18 protein-coding genes are annotated in these 17,556 nt (G+C 65.2%); 14 read left to right on the top strand and 4 right to left on the bottom strand.

Annotated features, from left to right (window positions below; all coding sequences use genetic code 11):
- From hisH to coaA, 5 genes are read left to right on the top strand one after another with little or no spacing between them, the layout of a single operon-like run.
- On the top strand, positions 1-642 hold the full coding sequence (gene hisH / locus ShzoTeo12_RS16165) for an imidazole glycerol phosphate synthase subunit HisH (protein WP_318910405.1): 642 nt from the start codon (positions 1-3) through the stop codon (positions 640-642).
- A gap of 1 nt (position 643) precedes the next feature.
- On the top strand, positions 644-1,387 hold the full coding sequence (gene hisA, locus ShzoTeo12_RS16160) for a 1-(5-phosphoribosyl)-5-[(5-phosphoribosylamino)methylideneamino]imidazole-4-carboxamide isomerase (protein ID WP_318910404.1): 744 nt from the start codon (positions 644-646) through the stop codon (positions 1,385-1,387).
- Positions 1,384-2,160: an imidazole glycerol phosphate synthase subunit HisF gene (gene hisF / locus ShzoTeo12_RS16155; RefSeq protein WP_318910403.1), complete on the top strand. Its 777-nt coding sequence runs from the start codon at positions 1,384-1,386 to the stop codon at positions 2,158-2,160. Before hisA ends, hisF begins: the two co-directional genes overlap by 4 nt.
- A 10-nt stretch (positions 2,161-2,170) precedes the next feature.
- Positions 2,171-2,491, top strand: a complete 321-nt coding sequence (locus ShzoTeo12_RS16150; protein WP_119257985.1) for a phosphoribosyl-ATP diphosphatase — start codon at positions 2,171-2,173, stop codon at positions 2,489-2,491.
- Entirely contained in the window at positions 2,491-3,486 is a 996-nt protein-coding gene (coaA, locus tag ShzoTeo12_RS16145; protein WP_313195279.1) for a type I pantothenate kinase, read from the top strand. Before ShzoTeo12_RS16150 ends, coaA begins: the two co-directional genes overlap by 1 nt.
- A gap of 5 nt (positions 3,487-3,491) precedes the next feature.
- Here coaA and ShzoTeo12_RS16140 read toward each other — a convergent pair whose 3' ends face one another.
- From ShzoTeo12_RS16140 to ShzoTeo12_RS16125, 4 genes are all read right to left on the bottom strand, one after another.
- A complete protein-coding gene (locus tag ShzoTeo12_RS16140; RefSeq protein ID WP_318910401.1) occupies positions 3,492-4,112 on the bottom strand; it encodes an alpha-ketoglutarate-dependent dioxygenase AlkB in 621 nt (206 codons plus the stop codon).
- 3 nt (positions 4,113-4,115) lie between these two features.
- Complete coding sequence (gene lysM / locus ShzoTeo12_RS16135) at positions 4,116-4,574, bottom strand: peptidoglycan-binding protein LysM (protein WP_119258027.1); 459 nt, start codon at positions 4,572-4,574, stop codon at positions 4,116-4,118.
- A 94-nt stretch (positions 4,575-4,668) separates the two neighbouring features.
- A complete protein-coding gene (gene arfB / locus ShzoTeo12_RS16130; RefSeq protein WP_313195282.1) occupies positions 4,669-5,103 on the bottom strand; it encodes an alternative ribosome rescue aminoacyl-tRNA hydrolase ArfB in 435 nt (144 codons plus the stop codon).
- A 113-nt stretch (positions 5,104-5,216) separates the two neighbouring features.
- On the bottom strand, positions 5,217-6,827 hold the full coding sequence (locus tag ShzoTeo12_RS16125) for a phosphoenolpyruvate carboxykinase (RefSeq protein ID WP_318910399.1): 1,611 nt from the start codon (positions 6,825-6,827) through the stop codon (positions 5,217-5,219).
- A gap of 325 nt (positions 6,828-7,152) precedes the next feature.
- Between ShzoTeo12_RS16125 and ShzoTeo12_RS16120 the strand changes: the two genes are divergently transcribed.
- The 9 genes from ShzoTeo12_RS16120 (at position 7,153) to ShzoTeo12_RS16080 (ending at position 17,531) form a co-directional block, all read left to right on the top strand.
- Positions 7,153-7,881, top strand: coding sequence for a response regulator transcription factor (locus tag ShzoTeo12_RS16120; RefSeq protein ID WP_119258026.1), 729 nt, complete (start codon positions 7,153-7,155; stop codon positions 7,879-7,881).
- 92 nt (positions 7,882-7,973) lie between these two features.
- Positions 7,974-9,752 (top strand): sensor histidine kinase, encoded by a 1,779-nt coding sequence (locus ShzoTeo12_RS16115; RefSeq protein WP_119258025.1) that lies wholly within the window; start codon positions 7,974-7,976, stop codon positions 9,750-9,752.
- The gene (locus tag ShzoTeo12_RS16110) at positions 9,749-10,204 is read left to right on the top strand and encodes an HPr kinase/phosphorylase (RefSeq protein WP_318910398.1); all 456 of its coding nucleotides are present in this window, start codon (positions 9,749-9,751) and stop codon (positions 10,202-10,204) included. The genes ShzoTeo12_RS16115 and ShzoTeo12_RS16110 overlap by 4 nt, the downstream gene beginning before the upstream one ends.
- 150 nt (positions 10,205-10,354) lie before the next feature.
- A complete protein-coding gene (locus ShzoTeo12_RS16105; protein WP_119257979.1) occupies positions 10,355-10,756 on the top strand; it encodes a PTS sugar transporter subunit IIA in 402 nt (133 codons plus the stop codon).
- 15 nt (positions 10,757-10,771) lie between these two features.
- Entirely contained in the window at positions 10,772-11,044 is a 273-nt protein-coding gene (locus ShzoTeo12_RS16100) for an HPr family phosphocarrier protein (RefSeq protein WP_318910397.1), read from the top strand.
- Positions 11,045-11,141: 97 nt separating this feature from the next.
- Complete coding sequence (gene ahcY / locus ShzoTeo12_RS16095) at positions 11,142-12,542, top strand: adenosylhomocysteinase (protein WP_119257977.1); 1,401 nt, start codon at positions 11,142-11,144, stop codon at positions 12,540-12,542.
- A 292-nt stretch (positions 12,543-12,834) separates the two neighbouring features.
- The gene (locus ShzoTeo12_RS16090) at positions 12,835-15,282 is read left to right on the top strand and encodes an ATP-binding protein (RefSeq protein WP_318910396.1); all 2,448 of its coding nucleotides are present in this window, start codon (positions 12,835-12,837) and stop codon (positions 15,280-15,282) included.
- A 4-nt stretch (positions 15,283-15,286) separates the two neighbouring features.
- Positions 15,287-16,783, top strand: coding sequence for a tRNA (adenosine(37)-N6)-threonylcarbamoyltransferase complex ATPase subunit type 1 TsaE (gene tsaE / locus ShzoTeo12_RS16085; RefSeq protein WP_318910395.1), 1,497 nt, complete (start codon positions 15,287-15,289; stop codon positions 16,781-16,783).
- Positions 16,784-16,796: 13 nt separating this feature from the next.
- Entirely contained in the window at positions 16,797-17,531 is a 735-nt protein-coding gene (locus ShzoTeo12_RS16080) for a nucleotidyltransferase family protein (protein WP_318910394.1), read from the top strand.
- The last annotated feature ends 25 nt before the right edge of the window (positions 17,532-17,556 follow it).

The following is a 17,556-nucleotide window of genomic DNA, read 5'->3' as shown; positions in this document are numbered from 1 at the left end:
ATGCGCGTTGCGATCATCGACTACGGCTCGGGCAACCTGCGCTCGGCCACCAAGGCCTTCGAGCGGGCGGCGCGCGAAGCCGGCATCGAAGCGGAAATCGACCTTACCGACAAGGCCGAGCGCGTCGCCTCCGCCGACCGCATCGTGCTGCCCGGCGTCGGCGCCTATGCCGATTGCCGCCGCGGGCTCGATGCCGTGCCCGGCATGGTGGAGGCGCTGCGCGACGTGGTCGAGAACAGGGCTCACCCCTTCCTCGGCATCTGCGTCGGCATGCAGCTCATGTCCTCGCGCGGCCTGGAAAAAACCGTGACCGAGGGCCTCGGCTGGATCAGGGGCGACGTCGTGAAGATGACGCCCGGCGATCCGGAGCTGAAGATCCCGCAGATCGGCTGGAACACGCTCGACCGCAGGCACCCTCACCCGCTCTTCGATGGCATCCCGGAAACGCTGCACGCCTATTTCGTGCATTCCTACCACCTTGCCACGGAAAACCGGGAAGACGCGGTCGCGACCGTCGATTACGGCGGGCCGATGACCGCCTTCGTCGCTAACGGCAACAAGGCCGGCGCGCAGTTCCACCCGGAAAAGAGCCAGACGCTCGGCCTCGCCCTCATCACCAATTTTCTGCGCTGGAAACCCTGACATGATCCTCTTTCCCGCCATCGACCTGAAAGACGGCCAGTGCGTTCGCCTCAAGCTCGGCGACATGGACCAGGCCACTGTCTACAATCCCGACCCGGCCGCGCAGGCGAAAGCCTTCGAGGACCAGGGCTTCGAATGGCTGCATGTCGTCGACCTCAACGGCGCCTTCGCGGGGGAAAGCGTCAACGGCGCGGCCGTCGACGCCATCCTGAAGGCGACGAAGAACCCGGTGCAGCTCGGCGGCGGCATCCGCACGCTGGAGCATATCGAAAGCTGGCTGTCGCGCGGTCTCTCGCGCGTCATCCTCGGCACCGTCGCCGTGCGCGATCCGGCGCTCGTCATCGAGGCCTGCAAGCAATTCCCCGGCAAGGTCGCGGTCGGCATCGATGCCAAGGGCGGCAAGGTGGCCGTCGAGGGCTGGGCGGAAGCCTCCGAGCTCGGCGTGATCGAGCTTGCAAAGAAGTTCGAGGGCGCGGGCGTCGCCGCGATTATCTATACCGACATCGACCGCGACGGCATTCTGGCGGGCATCAACTGGGCCTCGACGCTGGAACTGGCCGACGCCGTCTCCATTCCCGTCATCGCTTCCGGCGGCCTTGCCTCGATGGACGACATAAGCCGCCTCGTCGCCGCTGACGCCCGCAAGCTCGAAGGCGCGATCTCCGGCCGGGCGCTCTATGACGGGCGCATCGATCCGGCGGAAGCCCTGGCGCTGATCCGCGAAGCACGAGGAGAAGCCGCATGACCCTGAAAGCGCGCGTCATTCCCTGCCTCGACGTCAAGGACGGCCGCGTCGTCAAGGGCGTCAGCTTCGTCAATCTCGTCGATGCCGGCGATCCCGTGGAATCGGCCAAGGCCTATGATGCGGCCGGGGCCGACGAACTCTGCTTCCTCGACATCACCGCCTCCTCCGACAATCGCGACACGATCTTCGACGTCGTGGCGCGCACCGCCGACCATTGCTTCATGCCGCTCACGGTCGGCGGGGGCGTGCGCACGGTCGCCGATATCCGCAAGCTGCTGCTTGCCGGGGCGGACAAGGTGTCGATCAATTCGGCCGCCGTCTCCAATCCCGATTTCGTGGCGGAAGCCGCCGACAAGTTCGGCAACCAGTGCATCGTCGTCTCCATCGATTCGAAGAAGGTTTCGGCGGAAGGCGAAGAGGACCGCTGGGAGATATTCACCCATGGCGGCCGCAAGCCGACCGGCATCGACGCCGTGGCCTTCGCCGAGAAGATGGTGGAGCGCGGCGCGGGCGAGCTGCTGCTCACCTCCATGGACCGCGACGGCCAGAAGGGCGGCTACGACATCGCGCTGACACGGACGATTGCCGACCGCGTCTCCGTGCCGGTCATCGCGTCCGGTGGCGTCGGCACGCTCGACCATCTCGTCGAGGGCGTGCGTGACGGCCATGCGACGGCGGTGCTCGCCGCCTCGATCTTCCACTTCGGCACCTACACGGTGGGCGAGGCCAAGCGCTACATGGCCGAGCATGGCATCGCCATGCGGCTCGACTGAGGAGCATCTCATGAGCACCTTCACCCTTGCCGATCTCGAAGCCATCGTCGCGGCGCGCGCCGCGGCCGACCCGTCGGAGAGCTGGACGGCCAAGCTGGTTGCGGCCGGGCAGCAGAAAGCGGCGAAAAAGCTCGGGGAAGAGGCGGTCGAGACCGTCATCGCGGCCATCGAGGGCAAAAAGGCCGAATTGACGAGCGAAACGGCCGATTTGCTCTATCATCTCATGGTCGTATTGAAAATCGGCGGCGTGCCGCTACAAGATGTCATGGGGGAGCTGGAGAGGCGCACGGGCCAGTCCGGCCTTGCGGAAAAGGCCAGCCGGAAGAGCTGATGATCCAGGCAGCGCGCGACAAGGACCAGGCGGACATACCGGACGATTTCGGCAACCGCGACTATTCTCCCTACCGTTTCTTTCCGGCGGAGGAATGGGCGCGGTTCCGGGCCGATACGCCCCTGACGCTGACCGCCGACGAGGTCCAGCGCCTGCGCTCCCTCGGCGACCCGATCGACCTCGACGAGGTCCGGCGCATCTATCTCTCGCTCTCGCGCCTGCTGTCGGCCCATGTCGAATCCTCGCAGATGCTCTTCGAGCAGCGCAAGCAGTTCCTCAGCCTCTCCGACGAGGCCAAGACCCCCTTCGTCATCGGCATTGCCGGGTCCGTGGCGGTCGGCAAGTCGACCACCGCGCGTATCCTGATGGAACTCCTGTCGCGCTGGCCGTCCAGTCCGAAGGTCGATCTCGTGACGACCGACGGCTTCCTCTATCCGAACGCCGTTCTCCAGCGCGAGAACATGATGGACCGCAAGGGCTTTCCGGAGAGCTACGACACCGGCGCGCTGCTGCGCTTCCTCTCGGCGATCAAGGCCGGCAAGAAGGACGTCAAGGCGCCGATGTATTCGCATCTGACCTATGACGTGCTGCCGAACAGCTTCCGCACCGTCGACCGGCCGGATATCCTGATCTTCGAGGGCATCAACGTGCTGCAGTCGCGCAACCTGCCGGCGGACGGCAAGATCGTGCCGATGGTCTCGGACTTCTTCGACTTCTCCATCTATATCGACGCGGAGGAGAAGCTGATCCACGCCTGGTATGTGGAACGCTTCATGCGCCTGCGCGAAACGGCCTTCAAGAACCCGGATTCCTACTTCCACCGCTATGCGACGATCAGCGAGGACGAGGCGCTGGCCATCGCCGAGGGCCTCTGGCGCAACATCAATCTGAAGAACCTGCACCAGAACATCCTGCCGACGCGCCCGCGCGCCGACCTGATCCTGCAGAAGGGCAGGAACCACCTCATCGAGACGGTTGCGCTGCGCAAATTGTAAGCCGGCTATGGATTGACGCGACGAAGCGTCAGGTTGATGCGCCCATCCTTCTTCAGGAGCGTGGAGGTGCCCGGATAGATCCGGTCGACGCCGTGGAAGATCAGCCGGCTCTCACCGCCGAAGACGAAGACGTCGCCGCTCGACAGCCGGAAGGAGCGCGTCGGATCGCTGCGGGAAACGCCGCCGACGCGGAACAGGCATTCATCGCCGAGCGAGACCGAGACGACCGGCGCGGAGAAGTCGCTCTCGTCGCGGTCCTGGTGCAGACCCATCTTCGCATCCGGATCGTAGAAATTGACGAGGCAAGCTTCCGGCGGCCCGGAGAAGCCGGAAACCTCGTTCCACAAGGCCAGAAGCATGTCCGGAATGGCCGGCCAGGGACGGCCGGTCTCGGGATGCGTGGACTGGTAGCGGTAGCCGCGCTCCCTGTCCGTCACCCAGCCGAGCGATCCGCAATTGGTCATGCGGACCGACATCGGCTTTCCCGTCTTCGGCATGCGCGGCACGAAGAGCGGAGCCTCGGCGACGACCTGCCTGATGGCAGCGACGAGCGCTTCCTGCGCCGTCCGGTCGAAATGGTCGGGGAGATAGCGCAGCCCCGGAGCGAGGCCGCGCCCGGCCGTCACGGCTCAGGCTTCCGCGAGATCGGGAATGCGCAGCACCTGGCCGGGATAGATCTTGTCCGGATGGGACAGCATCGGGCGGTTGGCGTCGAAGATCACCGTGTGCTTGGCGCCCTTGCCCTTGCCGTACTGGGCCTCGGCGATCTTCCAGAGGTTGTCGCCCTTCTTCACCGTGTAGAAGACCGGCTCCTTGGCCGGAGCGGCCGCCACGGCGAGCGCCTCGGTATCGACCTTGGAAACGCCGAGCGTGTTGCCGACGGCGACGATCGCCTTTTCGAAGACGGTCTGGTCCGCGACGCTGCCCTTCAGCACGACCTTGTCGTCGACCACCTCGACCTGCACCTGATCGGTGCCGAGGCCGTGCGATTCCAGTTCCTTCTTGACCGCCTCGGCATCCGGCGCCTCGTCGTCGCCGCCGATCCCGAGCTTCTTGCCGGCGTTCTTGATAAAGCTGAAGAGACCCATGTCCATCCTCCTGTTTTTCCCGACTTAAGCAGACCTTGCCCGCAAAGGAAAGGCGTCGTTTCCTTCCCACGCATAAACGGCCAAGTTGCGGCGATCATTCGCCCGAGGGCTTCGCCCGCATGCGTTTCACGTCCGACCGGCCGGACTTCGCCTTGAGCCGGCGTTCGACCGAACCCTTTGTCGGCTTGGTCTTGCGGCGCGGCGGAGGCGGCGGTTCGGCGGCCTTGAGGATCAGTTCCTTCAGCCGCTCGCGCGCATCCTCCCGGTTGCGTTCCTGGCTGCGGAAGCGGTTGGCCTCGATCATCAGCACGCCGTCCTTGGAGACCTTGCGGCCGGCGAGCTTTTCCGCATTCTCTTTCACCCGCTCGCTCAGAGAGGGCGAGTTGCGCAGGTCGAAGAAGAGCTGGACCGCCGTCGAGACCTTGTTGACGTTCTGCCCGCCCGGACCGCCGGCCAGCACGAACTGCTCGGTCAGTTCCCAACCGGCAATCGTGATCGAACGGCTGATATAGAGGGGATCGCTGGCCATGGATGTTCCTTTCCAGGCCGTTGTAGCGGGCGGCGGGGCGAACGGGAAGCCGCCCGCAGAGACGAAAAACCCGGCCTTGCGGGCCGGGTTTCACGTGAATCATCGCCGAGACCTTACTCGGCGGCAACCTTCAAGCCCGGGGCCGCGTCGCGAACGCTGCCGTCGACCTGGTCCTCGAACTTCCCGAAGTTCGCGATGAACATGTCGACGAGCTTGCGGGCCTGCCTGTCATAGGCGGCGCCGTTCGCCCAGGTCGAGCGCGGGTCGAGGATCTTCGTGTCGACATCCGGCACCGACACCGGCACCTGGAAGCCGAAATTGTCGTCGCGGCGGAAGAGCGCGTTCTTCAGCGAGCCGTCAAGGGCGGCGGCAAGAAGCGTGCGGGTCGCCTTGATCGGCATGCGGCGACCTTCGCCGTAAGCGCCGCCCGTCCAGCCGGTATTGACCAGCCAGCAATCGACGCCGTGCTCGGCGATGAGCTCCTTCAGGAGGTTGCCGTAGACCGTCGGGTGACGCGGCATGAAGGGCGCGCCGAAGCAGGTCGAGAAGGTGGCTTCCGGCTCGGTCACGCCGCGCTCCGTGCCGGCAACCTTGGCGGTGTAGCCGGAGAGGAAGTGGTACATGGCCTGGTCGGGCGTCAGCTTGGCGATCGGCGGCATCACGCCGAAGGCATCGGCCGTCAGCATGATGATCGTCTTGGGATGCGGCGCGCGGCCGGTCTCGCTGGCATTCGGGATGAAGTGCAGCGGATAGGCGCAACGGGTATTTTCCGTCAGCGAGCCGTCGTTGAAGTCCGGAACGCCGTTGGCGTCGAGCACGACGTTTTCGAGAACCGTGCCGAAGCGCTGGGTCGTGGCGTAGATTTCCGGCTCGGCCTCGGCCGAAAGGCGGATCGTCTTGGCGTAGCAGCCGCCTTCGAAGTTGAAGATGCCGTTTTCGCCCCAGCCGTGCTCGTCGTCACCGATCAGCGTGCGGTTCGGGTCGGCGGAAAGCGTCGTCTTGCCGGTGCCGGACAGGCCGAAGAACACGGCAGCGTCGCCAGCCGGGCCGACATTGGCCGAGCAGTGCATCGGCATGACCTTTTCCGACGGCAGCAGCCAGTTGAGCACGGTGAAGACCGACTTTTTCATTTCGCCGGCATAGTAGGTGCCGGCGATCAGCACGATGCCGCGCGTCAGGTCGCAGGCGATCATGGTCTCGGTGCGCGCGCCGTGGCGGACCGGATCGGCCTTGAAGGTCGGCAGGTCGATGATCGTCAGCTTCGGCGCGAAGGCCGCAAGGTCCTTCTCTTCCGGGCGGATGAGCAGGTTGCGGATGAACAGCGAATGCCAGGCGAGTTCCGTGACGACACGGGTCGGCAGGGCATATTCCGCATCGGCGCCGCCGATGAGATCCTGCACGAAGAGATCGCGGCCGCCGGCATGGGCCAGCATGTCGGCATGCAGCGCGTCGAAGTGCTCGCGCGACACGGCCTTGTTGTTGTCCCACCAGATGGCGTCCTCGGTGTTTTCGTCGCGCACGACGAACTTGTCCTTGGGCGAACGGCCGGTGTGCTGGCCGGTGAGTGCGCGCAGGGCGCCATGGGCCGTCCTGACCGCTTCGCCGCGGCCGAGGGCCTCTTCATAAAGGGCCTCTGCTGCAAAGTTGTACCGGACCGTGCCGCTGGTGTTGATACCCATCGCGGTGAGCCCCAGAGCGGGGTTGCGAACGCCGAGTTCCTGCATGGTCCAGATTTCCTCCGTGGACGAAGAGCCAGGTGAATTTCCGGGGAAGCTAATCCGCGATTGTCACAAAAACAAGAGTGAAATCGAAATTAGGCAATAATATCAAACTATTAATCGATTTAAATATTTGTCCTACTTTTTTAATCGTTTGAATAATCGATTTAAAAAGGAGTGGAAAATACGGCCCGGAACGTCTCCCTTTATCTTTGCCACAATTTGTTCCACCTTTACCCCCAGACAGGCGCTTCATTCGTCCAGGACAGGAACTCGATCCGAGGTCAGGCCGAGGTCGGGAAAGGCGCCCATGAATATGGAGACAAGCAGGATGCAGACGATCGCACTCGTAGACGACGACCGGAATATCCTCACATCCGTGTCGATCGCCCTGGAGGCGGAAGGCTACAAGGTCGAGACCTATACGGACGGCGCGTCCGCGCTCGACGGCCTTCTTGCCCGCCCGCCGCAGCTTGCGATCTTCGACATCAAGATGCCGCGCATGGACGGCATGGAGCTTCTGCGGCGCCTGCGCCAGAAGTCGGACATCCCCGTCATCTTCCTCACCTCCAAGGACGAGGAGATCGACGAGCTGTTCGGCCTCAAGATGGGCGCGGACGACTTCATCACCAAGCCGTTCTCGCAGCGTCTGCTGGTGGAGCGCGTCAAGGCGATCCTGCGCCGTGCCTCGAGCCGCGAGGCGGCCGCCTCGGCGGGTGCGGCCGGCACCGCAAAGCCCGGCGAGATCACGGCCCGCTCGCTGGAGCGCGGCCAGCTCGTCATGGACCAGGAGCGCCATACCTGCACCTGGAAGGGCGAGCCGGTGACGCTGACCGTCACGGAATTCCTCATCCTGCATTCGCTCGCCCAGCGCCCCGGCGTGGTGAAGAGCCGCGATTCGCTGATGGACGCCGCCTATGACGAGCAGGTCTATGTCGACGACCGCACCATCGACAGCCACATCAAGCGGCTTCGCAAGAAGTTCAAGATGGTCGACACCGACTTCGACATGATCGAAACGCTCTACGGCGTCGGCTACCGCTTCCGCGAAACCGCCTGAGGCGGATTTTGCTTGCATCGACCGCGGCAGCGATGGCATGCCGCGGTTGGCGGCGTTGCGCCGCATGAAGGATCACCCGCTTGTCGCAGACCGTGCTGGAAAGGGATGGAGAGGACGCCGAAGGCCGGCCCGCGCCGCGCGCCGGACGCCGCTGGACCCATCCCTTCACGCTGGCCCGCCGCATCTTCGGCAATGCCGTCTTCTCGAGCCTCACGCGGCGCATCCTCTTCTTCAACCTCGTCGCGCTGGTCGTGCTCGTCGCGGGCATCCTCTATCTCAACCAGTTCCGCGAGGGCCTGATCGACGCCCGCGTCGAGAGCCTGCTGACCCAGGGCGAGATCATCGCCGGCGCGATCTCCGCCTCCGCCACGGTCGACACCAACTCGATCACCATCGACCCTGAAAAGCTGCTGGAACTGCAGGCGGGCCAGAGCATCACGCCCCTGCCGGGCGACGACGACCTCGAATTCCCGATCAATCCCGAGCGCATCGCCCCGGTCCTCCGGCGGCTGATCTCGCCGACCCGCACCCGCGCGCGCATCTACGACACCGACGCCAACCTGCTGCTCGATTCGCGCCATCTCTATACGCAGGGCCAGGTGCTGCGTTTCGACCTGCCGCCCGTGGAGCCGGAGACCCCGAGCCTGCTCGATCAGCTCAATGTCTGGTTCAACCGCATCCTCCAGCCGAGCAACCTGCCGCAATACAAGGAAGCGCCGGGCGGCGACGGCTCGATCTATCCCGAAGTGATGAACGCGCTGACCGGCGTGCGCGGCGCCGTCGTGCGCGTCAACGACAAGGGCGAGCTGATCGTCTCGGTCGCCGTGCCGGTGCAGCGTTTTCGCGCGGTGCTCGGCGTGCTGCTGCTCTCGACGCAGGCGGGCGACATCGACAAGATCGTCCATGCCGAGCGCCTCGCCATCATGCGCGTCGCCGGCGTCGCCGGCCTCGTCAACATCGCCCTGTCGCTGCTCCTCTCCAGCACCATCGCCAATCCGCTGCGCCGGCTTTCGGCGGCGGCGATCCGCGTCCGCCGCGGGGCGAAGGAGCGCGAGGAAATCCCCGACTTCTCCGTGCGCCAGGACGAGATCGGCAATCTTTCCATCGCGCTGCGCCAGATGACGACGGCGCTCTACGACCGCATCGACGCCATCGAGAGCTTCGCCGCCGATGTCAGCCACGAGCTCAAGAACCCGCTGACCTCTCTGCGCAGCGCCGTCGAGACGCTGCCGCTCGCCCGCACGGACGATTCGAAGAAGCGGCTGATGGACATCATCCAGCACGATGTGCGCCGCCTCGACCGCCTGATCAGCGACATTTCCGACGCCTCACGGCTCGATGCGGAACTGGCGCGCAGCGACGCCCGCAGCATCGACCTCGAAAAGCTGCTCGGCGACCTCATCGACATCTCCCGCCAGGTCAATACGCGCAAGAAACCCGTCACGCTCGACTTCGTCGTCGACCGCAAGGACAATCCGAAGGCGCGCTTCGAGGTCAGCGGCTACGAGCTGCGCATCGGCCAGATCGTCACGAACCTCATCGAGAATGCGCGCTCCTTCGTGCCGGATCCCGGCGGGCGCATCGTCGTGCGACTTTCGCGCGGGCGGAACGACCGCTGCATCATCCAGGTCGAGGACAATGGTCCCGGTATCCAGGCAGAAGATATCGACCGCATCTTCGAACGCTTCTACACGGACCGCCCGGCAAGCGAGGGCTTCGGCCAGAATTCCGGCCTCGGCCTCTCCATTTCCCGCCAGATCGCCGAGGCGCACGGCGGCACGCTGAAGGCCGACAACATCGTCGACAAGGCGACCGGCGAAAAGCACGGCGCCCGTTTCACCCTCTCTCTCCCCGCCGACCCGAAGAAATGAGCGGCGCGGTCAACGTGCACGGAACGGCCATCGTGATCGGCGCGACGGGGCTCCTCTTCGTCGGCCCCTCGGGCGCGGGCAAGAGCGCGGCCGCCCTCCAATGCATTCACGAGGCCCGCGGGCGGGGGCTGTCCACCGCGCTCGTCAGCGACGACCAGGTTCTCATCCGTGAGGAAGAGGGCCGGCTCATTGCGCGGGCGCCCGCCAGCATCGCCGGGCTGATCGAGGTGCGCGGCGCGGGGATTGTCCGGATGGAGACGGTTAGCGAGGCCGTGCTGCACCGGGCCGTGCGGCCCATCGCCCCGCCCTTTGCCGAGCGCCTGCCGCCGGACGGGGAAACGACGGAGATCCTTCCGGGGCGTTTCCTGCCGCTGACGCGGCTGCCGCTCCTTGCCGGCTGCACGGCTTTCTCGGTATTGGCAACGCTGCACCCGGAAATCCTCCGGGATTGACCGCAAAAGCCCCGGCAAAACGCCAGAACGGGCATTTAGGGCTTGCACTCGGGCTTTTCATTGACATGATGGCCACCCCAACGGTGGACGGAATTGTTGCATTGCGGTAATGGGCCGTCCGTTTGTGTCGGGAAACTGGAGCGACTGCTGATGATCGGACTGGTGCTTGTCACCCATGGCAAGCTGGCGGAGGAATTCCGTCACGCCCTTGAACATGTTGTCGGTCCGCAAAAGGCCATCGAGACGGTCTGCATCGGCCCCGAGGACGACATGGACCAGCGCCGCCAGGATATCCTGGAGGCCGTCAACCGGGCCGACCAGGGCCATGGCGTGATCATCCTCACCGACATGTTCGGCGGCACCCCGTCGAACCTCGCGATCTCCGTGATGACCGGCGAGGGCATCGAGGTGATCGCCGGCGTCAACCTGCCCATGCTGATCAAGCTCGCCGGCATCCGCGGCGAGAACAACATGGAAAAGGCGCTGATCGACGCGTCGGAAGCCGGCCGCAAATATATCAACGTGGCAAGCCGCGTCCTCAGCGGCAAGTAAGGTTCCCTGCCGCCCATGACCGCCTCGAAAGAGCTTCTCATCATCAACAAGCGCGGCCTGCACGCCCGCGCCTCGGCCAAGTTCGTCCAGACCGTCGACGGCTACGACGCGGAAGTGACCGTCTCCAAGGACGGCATGACGGTGGGTGGCACCTCGATCATGGGCCTGATGATGCTGGCCGCCAGCCCCGGCTGCAGCGTGCTCGTCACCGCGACGGGCAGCCAGGCGCGCGAGGTGCTCGACGCGCTGGACGCGCTGATTGCCGACCGCTTCGGCGAGGAAATGTAAACCACGCGCAGACATAAGGATATAAAGACTTCTTTATGTCCGGTTGCTCCAGTCGCCGTTTCCTGATAGGAAGCGCCATCACGACTGGAGATTTTTGATGACCACCACGCAGGACTACCACGTCGCCGATATCGGGCTCGCCGATTTCGGCCGCAAGGAAATTCAGATCGCCGAGACGGAAATGCCGGGCCTGATGGCCTGCCGCGAAGAGTTCGGCGCCTCCAAGCCGCTCAAGGGCGCACGCATTACCGGCTCGCTGCACATGACCATCCAGACCGCTGTCCTCATCGAGACGCTGGTCGCGCTCGGCGCCGACGTCCGCTGGGCCTCGTGCAACATCTTCTCCACGCAGGACCACGCCGCCGCCGCCATCGCGGCCGCCGGCATCCCGGTCTATGCCGTCAAGGGCGAGAGCCTTACTGAATACTGGCAGTATACGGACAAGATCTTCCAGTGGGCCGACGGCGGCCTCTCCAACATGATCCTCGACGACGGCGGCGACGCCACCATGTACATCCTGCTCGGCGCCCGCGCCGAAGCCGGCGAGAACGTGCTGGTCAATCCCGGTTCGGAAGAAGAGGAAATCCTCTTCGCGCAGATCAAGCAGCGCCTTGCCGCCTCCCCGGGCTGGTTCACCAAGCAGCGCGACGCGATCAAGGGCGTGACGGAAGAGACGACCACCGGCGTCAACCGTCTCTACCAGCTCCAGCAGAAGGGCCTGCTGCCCTTCCCGGCGATCAACGTCAACGACTCGGTCACCAAGTCGAAGTTCGACAACAAGTACGGCTGCAAGGAATCGCTGGTCGACGGCATCCGCCGCGGCACCGACGTGATGATGGCCGGCAAGGTCGCCGTCGTCTGCGGCTACGGCGACGTCGGCAAGGGTTCTGCCGCATCGCTGCGCGGCGCCGGCGCCCGCGTCAAAGTCACGGAAATCGACCCGATCTGCGCCCTGCAGGCCGCCATGGACGGTTTTGAAGTCGTACAGCTCGAGGACGTCGTGTCCTCCGCCGACATCTTCATCACCACGACCGGCAACAAGGACGTCATCCGCATCGAGCACATGCGCGAGATGAAGGACATGGCGATCGTCGGCAATATCGGCCACTTCGACAACGAGATCCAGGTCGCCGCGCTCCGCAATTTCAAGTGGACGAACATCAAGCCGCAGGTCGACATGATCGAGTTCCCGAAGGGCAACCGCATGATCCTGCTCTCGGAAGGCCGCCTGCTCAATCTCGGCAACGCGACCGGCCACCCGTCCTTCGTCATGTCCGCCTCGTTCTCGAACCAGGTGCTGGCCCAGATCGAGCTCTACACCAAGGGCGAGAACTACCAGAACGAAGTCTACATCCTGCCCAAGCAGCTCGACGAGAAGGTCGCGCGCCTGCATCTCGCCAAGCTCGGCGCCCGCCTCACGGAACTCTCCGAGGAGCAGGCCGGCTATATCGGCGTGACGCCGCAGGGTCCGTTCAAGGCCGAGCACTACAGGTACTGATCCTTACCCGGATTATCCACAACATCTAGAGGCGGCGCGCTTGACAAGGCGCGCCGCCTCTTTTTTGTCCCCGTCCCTTCCCGACGATTCGTGAAACAAGTATCGTTAAAGCGTTGATTCGGCGTGGAGATGCGGACCTTGCGCGCCGGATTGGGATGTCTTGTCGATCAGGCGGCAAACGGACGGAGACATACCGGGGATGATGGCGGAACAGACACGAGGCCGTTCCGGGCAGGCTTTCAGCCTGCCGGGGCGGGATATGGCGCATAGGCTTGCGCCGCAAAATGCAAATATGGTTAACGGCTGGTTGACGGGCCGCGGCAGGCGCATCCTTGCGGCCGGCTCGGCGCTGGCGTCGCTTGCCCTTGCCGGCCCGGCGCATGCCGCCGACCATCTCGCCACCACGGAAATCGTCACCGGATCCATGATGCTCGGCGTCCTGTCGGCGGCAATGATCTCGGCGCTCTGGATGATCCGCCAGCGCGGCCGCATGGAGGCCGAGCACCGCGAGCTTCGCGCGCATCTTTCCGACGCACGCCACACCGTTTCCCGCCTCCAGGCGCTGATCGGCGACAAGAACCGCCGCATCGTCATGTGGGACGGCCTTTCCGGCAAGCCGGAATTCCTGGGCCAGTTGCCGCCGGAAACCGGCGCGCCGCAGGCCGACCGCGATTTCCTCGCCTTCGGCCGCTGGCTGAAGCCGGCCTCCGCCAGCGAGATCGAGCGCGCCGTCGAAAAACTGCGCTCGCAGGCCCAGAGCTTCGACCTCGTCGTGGAAACGACCCGCGAGGAAGTGCTGGAAGCGCAGGGCCGCGTTTCCGGCGGGCAGGCCTTCGTGCGCTTCGTGGCACTCAACAATCTGCGTGCGGAAGCCGCCGAACTGAAGCTGGAGCGCGACCGGCTGGTCGCCGCGCTGACGACCCTGCAGGGCCTGCTCGACCAGATCGACCTGCCCGTCTGGCAGCGCGCCGCGGACGGCTCGCTCGCCTGGGTGAACGAAGCCTATGCCGAGGCCGTCGAGGCGAGGGACGCGGCCGGTGCCGTCACCGAGGGCCGCGAACTGCTGCCGACCATCGCGCGCGAAAAGATCCGCGCCACCAGCACCTATGACACACCGTTCCGCGACAAGGTCTCGACCGTCGTGCACGGCAACCGCAGCTTCTTCGACGTGGTGGACGCCCGCAGCGCGACGGGCTCCGCCGGCATCGCCGTCAACGTCTCCGATGTCGAGGCGGTGCGCGAGGAACTGGCGCGCACGCTGAAGAGCCACGCCGAAACGCTCGATCATCTCGCGACGCCCGTCGCGATCTTCGACGGCGACCAGCGCCTGCAATTCTACAACCAGGCCTTCCAGACCATGTGGGAGGTCGACACGGCCTTCCTCGAAGGCAAGCCCGGCAACGGCGAGCTGCTCGATCGCCTGCGCGCCGCCGGCAAGCTGCCGGAACAGCTCAACTGGAAACAGTGGAAGGAAACCGCGCTTTCCGTCTATCGCGCCATCGATACGCAGACCGACCTCTGGCACCTGCCGAACGGCCAGACGCTGCGCGTCTTCGCCACCGCCCGCCCGCAGGGCGGCGCCACCTGGGTCTTCGAGAACCTGACGGAAAAGGTCGATCTCGAGACGCGCTACAACACGCTGGTGCAGGTGCAGGACGAGACGATCGATCACCTCGCCGAAGGCGTCGCGGTGTTCAGCCCGGACGGGCGCATCCGCCTCTCCAACCCGGCCTTCCGGGCGCTGTGGGGCATCAGCGAGGCCGAGGCGAAATCCGGCACCCATATCCGCGCCATCGAGCAGGCCTGCGCGCCCTCCTACGACAAGCCGGACGGCTGGAAGCGCTTCGCGCACATCATCACCAGCTTCGACGACGAGCGACCCTCCTGCCAGGGCGTGCTGGAGCTGCGCACCGGGCTCATTCTCGACTTCGCGGTCATTCCGCTCTCCAACGCCCAGACGATGCTGACCTTCGTCAACGTCACCGACAGTGTGCGCGTCAGCCGGGCGCTGACCGAGAAGAACGAGGCGCTGCGCAAGGCCGACGCGCTGAAGAACGATTTCGTGCAGCACGTCTCCTACGAGCTGCGCTCGCCGCTGACCAATATCATCGGCTTCGCCGACCTCCTGAAGACGCCGACCATGGGCGACCTCAACGACCGGCAGGCCGAATATGTCGACCATATCGCGACCTCCTCGGCGGTGCTGCTGACCATCGTCAACGACATCCTCGACCTTGCGACCGTCGATGCCGGCATCATGGAGCTCGACTATACCGAGATCAACCTGACGGACCTCATCGACGATGTGTCGATGCAGTTCGCCGATCGGCTGCACGACGCGCAGGTGACGCTGGAGATCACCGCGCCCGACAATCTCGGCACCATCGTCGCCGACCAGCAGCGGCTCAAGCAGATCCTCATCAAGCTGCTCGGCAATGCCGCGAATTTCGCGCCGGCCGGCAGCGCCATCGGCTTCCGCTGCTGGCGCGAAGGCAGCGACCTCGTCTTCATGGTCTCCGACCGGGGGCCGGGCATTCCGCAGGACGTGCTGAAGACCGTGTTCAACCGCTTCGAAAGCCACGGTCGCCACGGCGGGGCGGGCCTCGGCCTTTCCATCGTGGAGAGCTTCGTCAGCCTGCATCACGGCACCGTCAAGATCGACAGCCACGAGGGCCGCGGCACGGACGTCACCGTGCGCATTCCCTCGGCGACGATGACCTCGTTCGCGGCAGCGGAATAGGCGCATGGCGCTCGACATCGTCCTTGCCGACGAAGCCGCGACCATCCGCTTCGGCGAGGACATGGCGATTGCGTTGAAGCGCGGCGACTATGTCGCGCTCTCCGGCGATCTCGGCGCCGGCAAGTCGACCTTCTCGCGCGCGGTGATCCGCGCCATCGCGGATGATGCCTTCCTCGAAGTGCCGAGCCCGACCTTCACGCTGGTGCAGAGCTACGATCTCAGGCTTCCCGTCGCCCATTTCGACCTCTATCGCATCGCGGATGCCGCCGAGATCGACGAACTCGGCTTCGACGAGGCACTTGCCGACGGCATCTGCCTCGTCGAATGGCCGGAAAAGGGCGAAGGCGCCCTGCCCGCCGACGGCATCACCCTGACCTTCACGCATGAAGGCGAGGGCCGGCGCGTCGTCATCGATGGCCCGGCACCGGCGCTTGCCCGCATCGAGCGGTCCCTCGCCATCCGCGCCTTCCTCGACGAAGCCGGCTACCGGGATGCCACCCGCCGGCACCTGACGGGCGATGCCTCCGTGCGCGCCTATGAGCATGTCACCTCCGGCGGCGCGCGCTATGTGCTGATGGACGCGCCGCGCCACACGCCCGGCCCGATCCTCGCCCATGGCAAATATTACCAGCAGATCGCCCATATCGCCGAGGACGTGAAGCCGTTCATCGCAGTCGACCGTTACCTCGTTTCCTGCGGCCTTCGCGCGCCCGCCATCTACGAGACGGATATCGAACAGGGCATCCTCCTGATCGAGGATCTCGGCAGCGAGGGCGTTCTCGATGCGGAGGGCGCGCCGATCGCGGAGCGCTATCTGGAGAGCACCGCCTGCCTCGCGCATATGCACGGGCAAGCTTTTGCGCGCGATCTGCCGGTTGCGGATGGCATCGTCCATACCGTGCCGGATTTCGACCGGGACGCCATGCAGATCGAGGTGAGCCTCCTCACCGACTGGTACCTGCCCTGGAAACGGGGCACGCCGGCGAGCGAGGATGAGCGCCAAGAGTACATCGCCATCTGGGACGGGCTGATCGCCAGCCTTTCGGCCGCCGAGCACAATCTCCTGCTGCGCGACTTCCATTCGCCGAACATCATCTGGCGGCCGGAGGCCGCAGGCATCGACCGGGTCGGCATCATCGATTTCCAGGATGCGATGATCGGCCCCTCGGCCTATGATGTCGCCTCGCTGGTGCAGGATGCCCGCGTCGATATTCCCGATGACCTCGCGGACGGCATGCTGGCGCGCTACCTCTTTCTGCGCGAGGAACAGGGCGGCTTCGACCGGCAGCGTTTCTCACGCGACTGGCACGTCATGGCGGCGCAGCGCAATTGCAAGCTGGTCGGCATCTGGGTGCGGCTGATGCAGCGCGACGGCAAGCCCGCCTATATGCGCCACATGCCGCGCACCTTCCGTTATCTGACGCAGGCGCTTTCCCATCCCGACCTCGCCCCCTTGCGCGTCTGGTGCGAAAAGGCTGGAATCCTCGCGACCGAATCATAGCGCGAGTGCCCCGATGAAGATCGAAGACGCCATGGTGCTGGCCGCCGGCCTTGGAACGCGCCTGCGCCCCGTCACCGACACCATGCCGAAACCGCTGGTGCCGATCGCCGGCAAGCCGATGATCGACTACGGGCTGGATGCGCTGGCCGAAGCGGGCGTGAAGCGCGCGGTTGTCAACGTGCACCACTTCGCCGACCAGATGACGGCGCATCTCGCCAGTCGGACGGTGCCAGAGATCGTCCTTTCCGACGAAACGGACCGGCTGATGAATTCCGGCGGCGGGCTTGCGAAGGGGCTGAAGCTGCTCGGCCGCGAACCCGTGCTCGTCATGAACGCCGATCTCTTCTGGATCGGCGAAAAACCCGGCCAGAAGACCAATCTCCAGCGGCTCGCGGACAGCTTCGATCCCGAGACCATGGACATCTTCATGCTCTGCGTGAAGCTGGAAGACACGACCGGGCACAACGGCAAGAAGGACTTTTCGCTCGATACGGAAGGCCGCCTCACCCGCTACCGGGAAGGCAGCGGCACGCCCGTCGTCTATGCCGGCGCGCTCGCGCTGATGCCGGCGCTGCTCGACGATGCGCCGGACGACGCCTTCAACCTCAACATCTATTTCGACCGCGCCATCGAAGCGGGCCGGCTGCGCGGCATCATGCTCGAAGGCCATTGGATCACTGTCGGCACGCCCGAGGCCATCGGCGCGGCGGAGGCCGTGATCGGCGCCTTCCGCGAGGCAGCGGCGTGAGGGCCGCAGCCACAGGTCTTCCTAA

This window comes from Shinella zoogloeoides, assembly GCF_033705735.1.
Lineage (GTDB): Bacteria > Pseudomonadota > Alphaproteobacteria > Rhizobiales > Rhizobiaceae > Shinella > Shinella zoogloeoides_A.
The sequence above is the reverse complement of the archived record's forward strand: the minus strand, read 5'-3'. Positions and strand labels throughout refer to the sequence as shown.

Excerpts from the sequence above, each read along its gene's own strand:
- hisH (WP_318910405.1), top strand. The coding sequence starts at position 1 with ATGCGCGTTGCGATCATCGACTACGGCTCGGGCAACCTGCGCTCGGCC.
- ShzoTeo12_RS16120 (WP_119258026.1), top strand. The coding sequence starts at position 7,153 with ATGCAGACGATCGCACTCGTAGACGACGACCGGAATATCCTCACATCC.
- arfB (WP_313195282.1), bottom strand. The coding sequence starts at position 5,103 with ATGGCCAGCGATCCCCTCTATATCAGCCGTTCGATCACGATTGCCGGT.
- hisA (WP_318910404.1), top strand. The coding sequence starts at position 644 with ATGATCCTCTTTCCCGCCATCGACCTGAAAGACGGCCAGTGCGTTCGC.
- ShzoTeo12_RS16110 (WP_318910398.1), top strand. The coding sequence starts at position 9,749 with ATGAGCGGCGCGGTCAACGTGCACGGAACGGCCATCGTGATCGGCGCG.
- ahcY (WP_119257977.1), top strand. The coding sequence starts at position 11,142 with ATGACCACCACGCAGGACTACCACGTCGCCGATATCGGGCTCGCCGAT.
- tsaE (WP_318910395.1), top strand. The coding sequence starts at position 15,287 with ATGGCGCTCGACATCGTCCTTGCCGACGAAGCCGCGACCATCCGCTTC.
- lysM (WP_119258027.1), bottom strand. The coding sequence starts at position 4,574 with ATGGGTCTCTTCAGCTTTATCAAGAACGCCGGCAAGAAGCTCGGGATC.
- ShzoTeo12_RS16125 (WP_318910399.1), bottom strand. The coding sequence starts at position 6,827 with ATGCAGGAACTCGGCGTTCGCAACCCCGCTCTGGGGCTCACCGCGATG.
- ShzoTeo12_RS16080 (WP_318910394.1), top strand. The coding sequence starts at position 16,797 with ATGAAGATCGAAGACGCCATGGTGCTGGCCGCCGGCCTTGGAACGCGC.
- ShzoTeo12_RS16105 (WP_119257979.1), top strand. The coding sequence starts at position 10,355 with ATGATCGGACTGGTGCTTGTCACCCATGGCAAGCTGGCGGAGGAATTC.
- coaA (WP_313195279.1), top strand. The coding sequence starts at position 2,491 with ATGATCCAGGCAGCGCGCGACAAGGACCAGGCGGACATACCGGACGAT.
- ShzoTeo12_RS16100 (WP_318910397.1), top strand. The coding sequence starts at position 10,772 with ATGACCGCCTCGAAAGAGCTTCTCATCATCAACAAGCGCGGCCTGCAC.
- hisF (WP_318910403.1), top strand. The coding sequence starts at position 1,384 with ATGACCCTGAAAGCGCGCGTCATTCCCTGCCTCGACGTCAAGGACGGC.
- ShzoTeo12_RS16090 (WP_318910396.1), top strand. The coding sequence starts at position 12,835 with ATGGTTAACGGCTGGTTGACGGGCCGCGGCAGGCGCATCCTTGCGGCC.
- ShzoTeo12_RS16150 (WP_119257985.1), top strand. The coding sequence starts at position 2,171 with ATGAGCACCTTCACCCTTGCCGATCTCGAAGCCATCGTCGCGGCGCGC.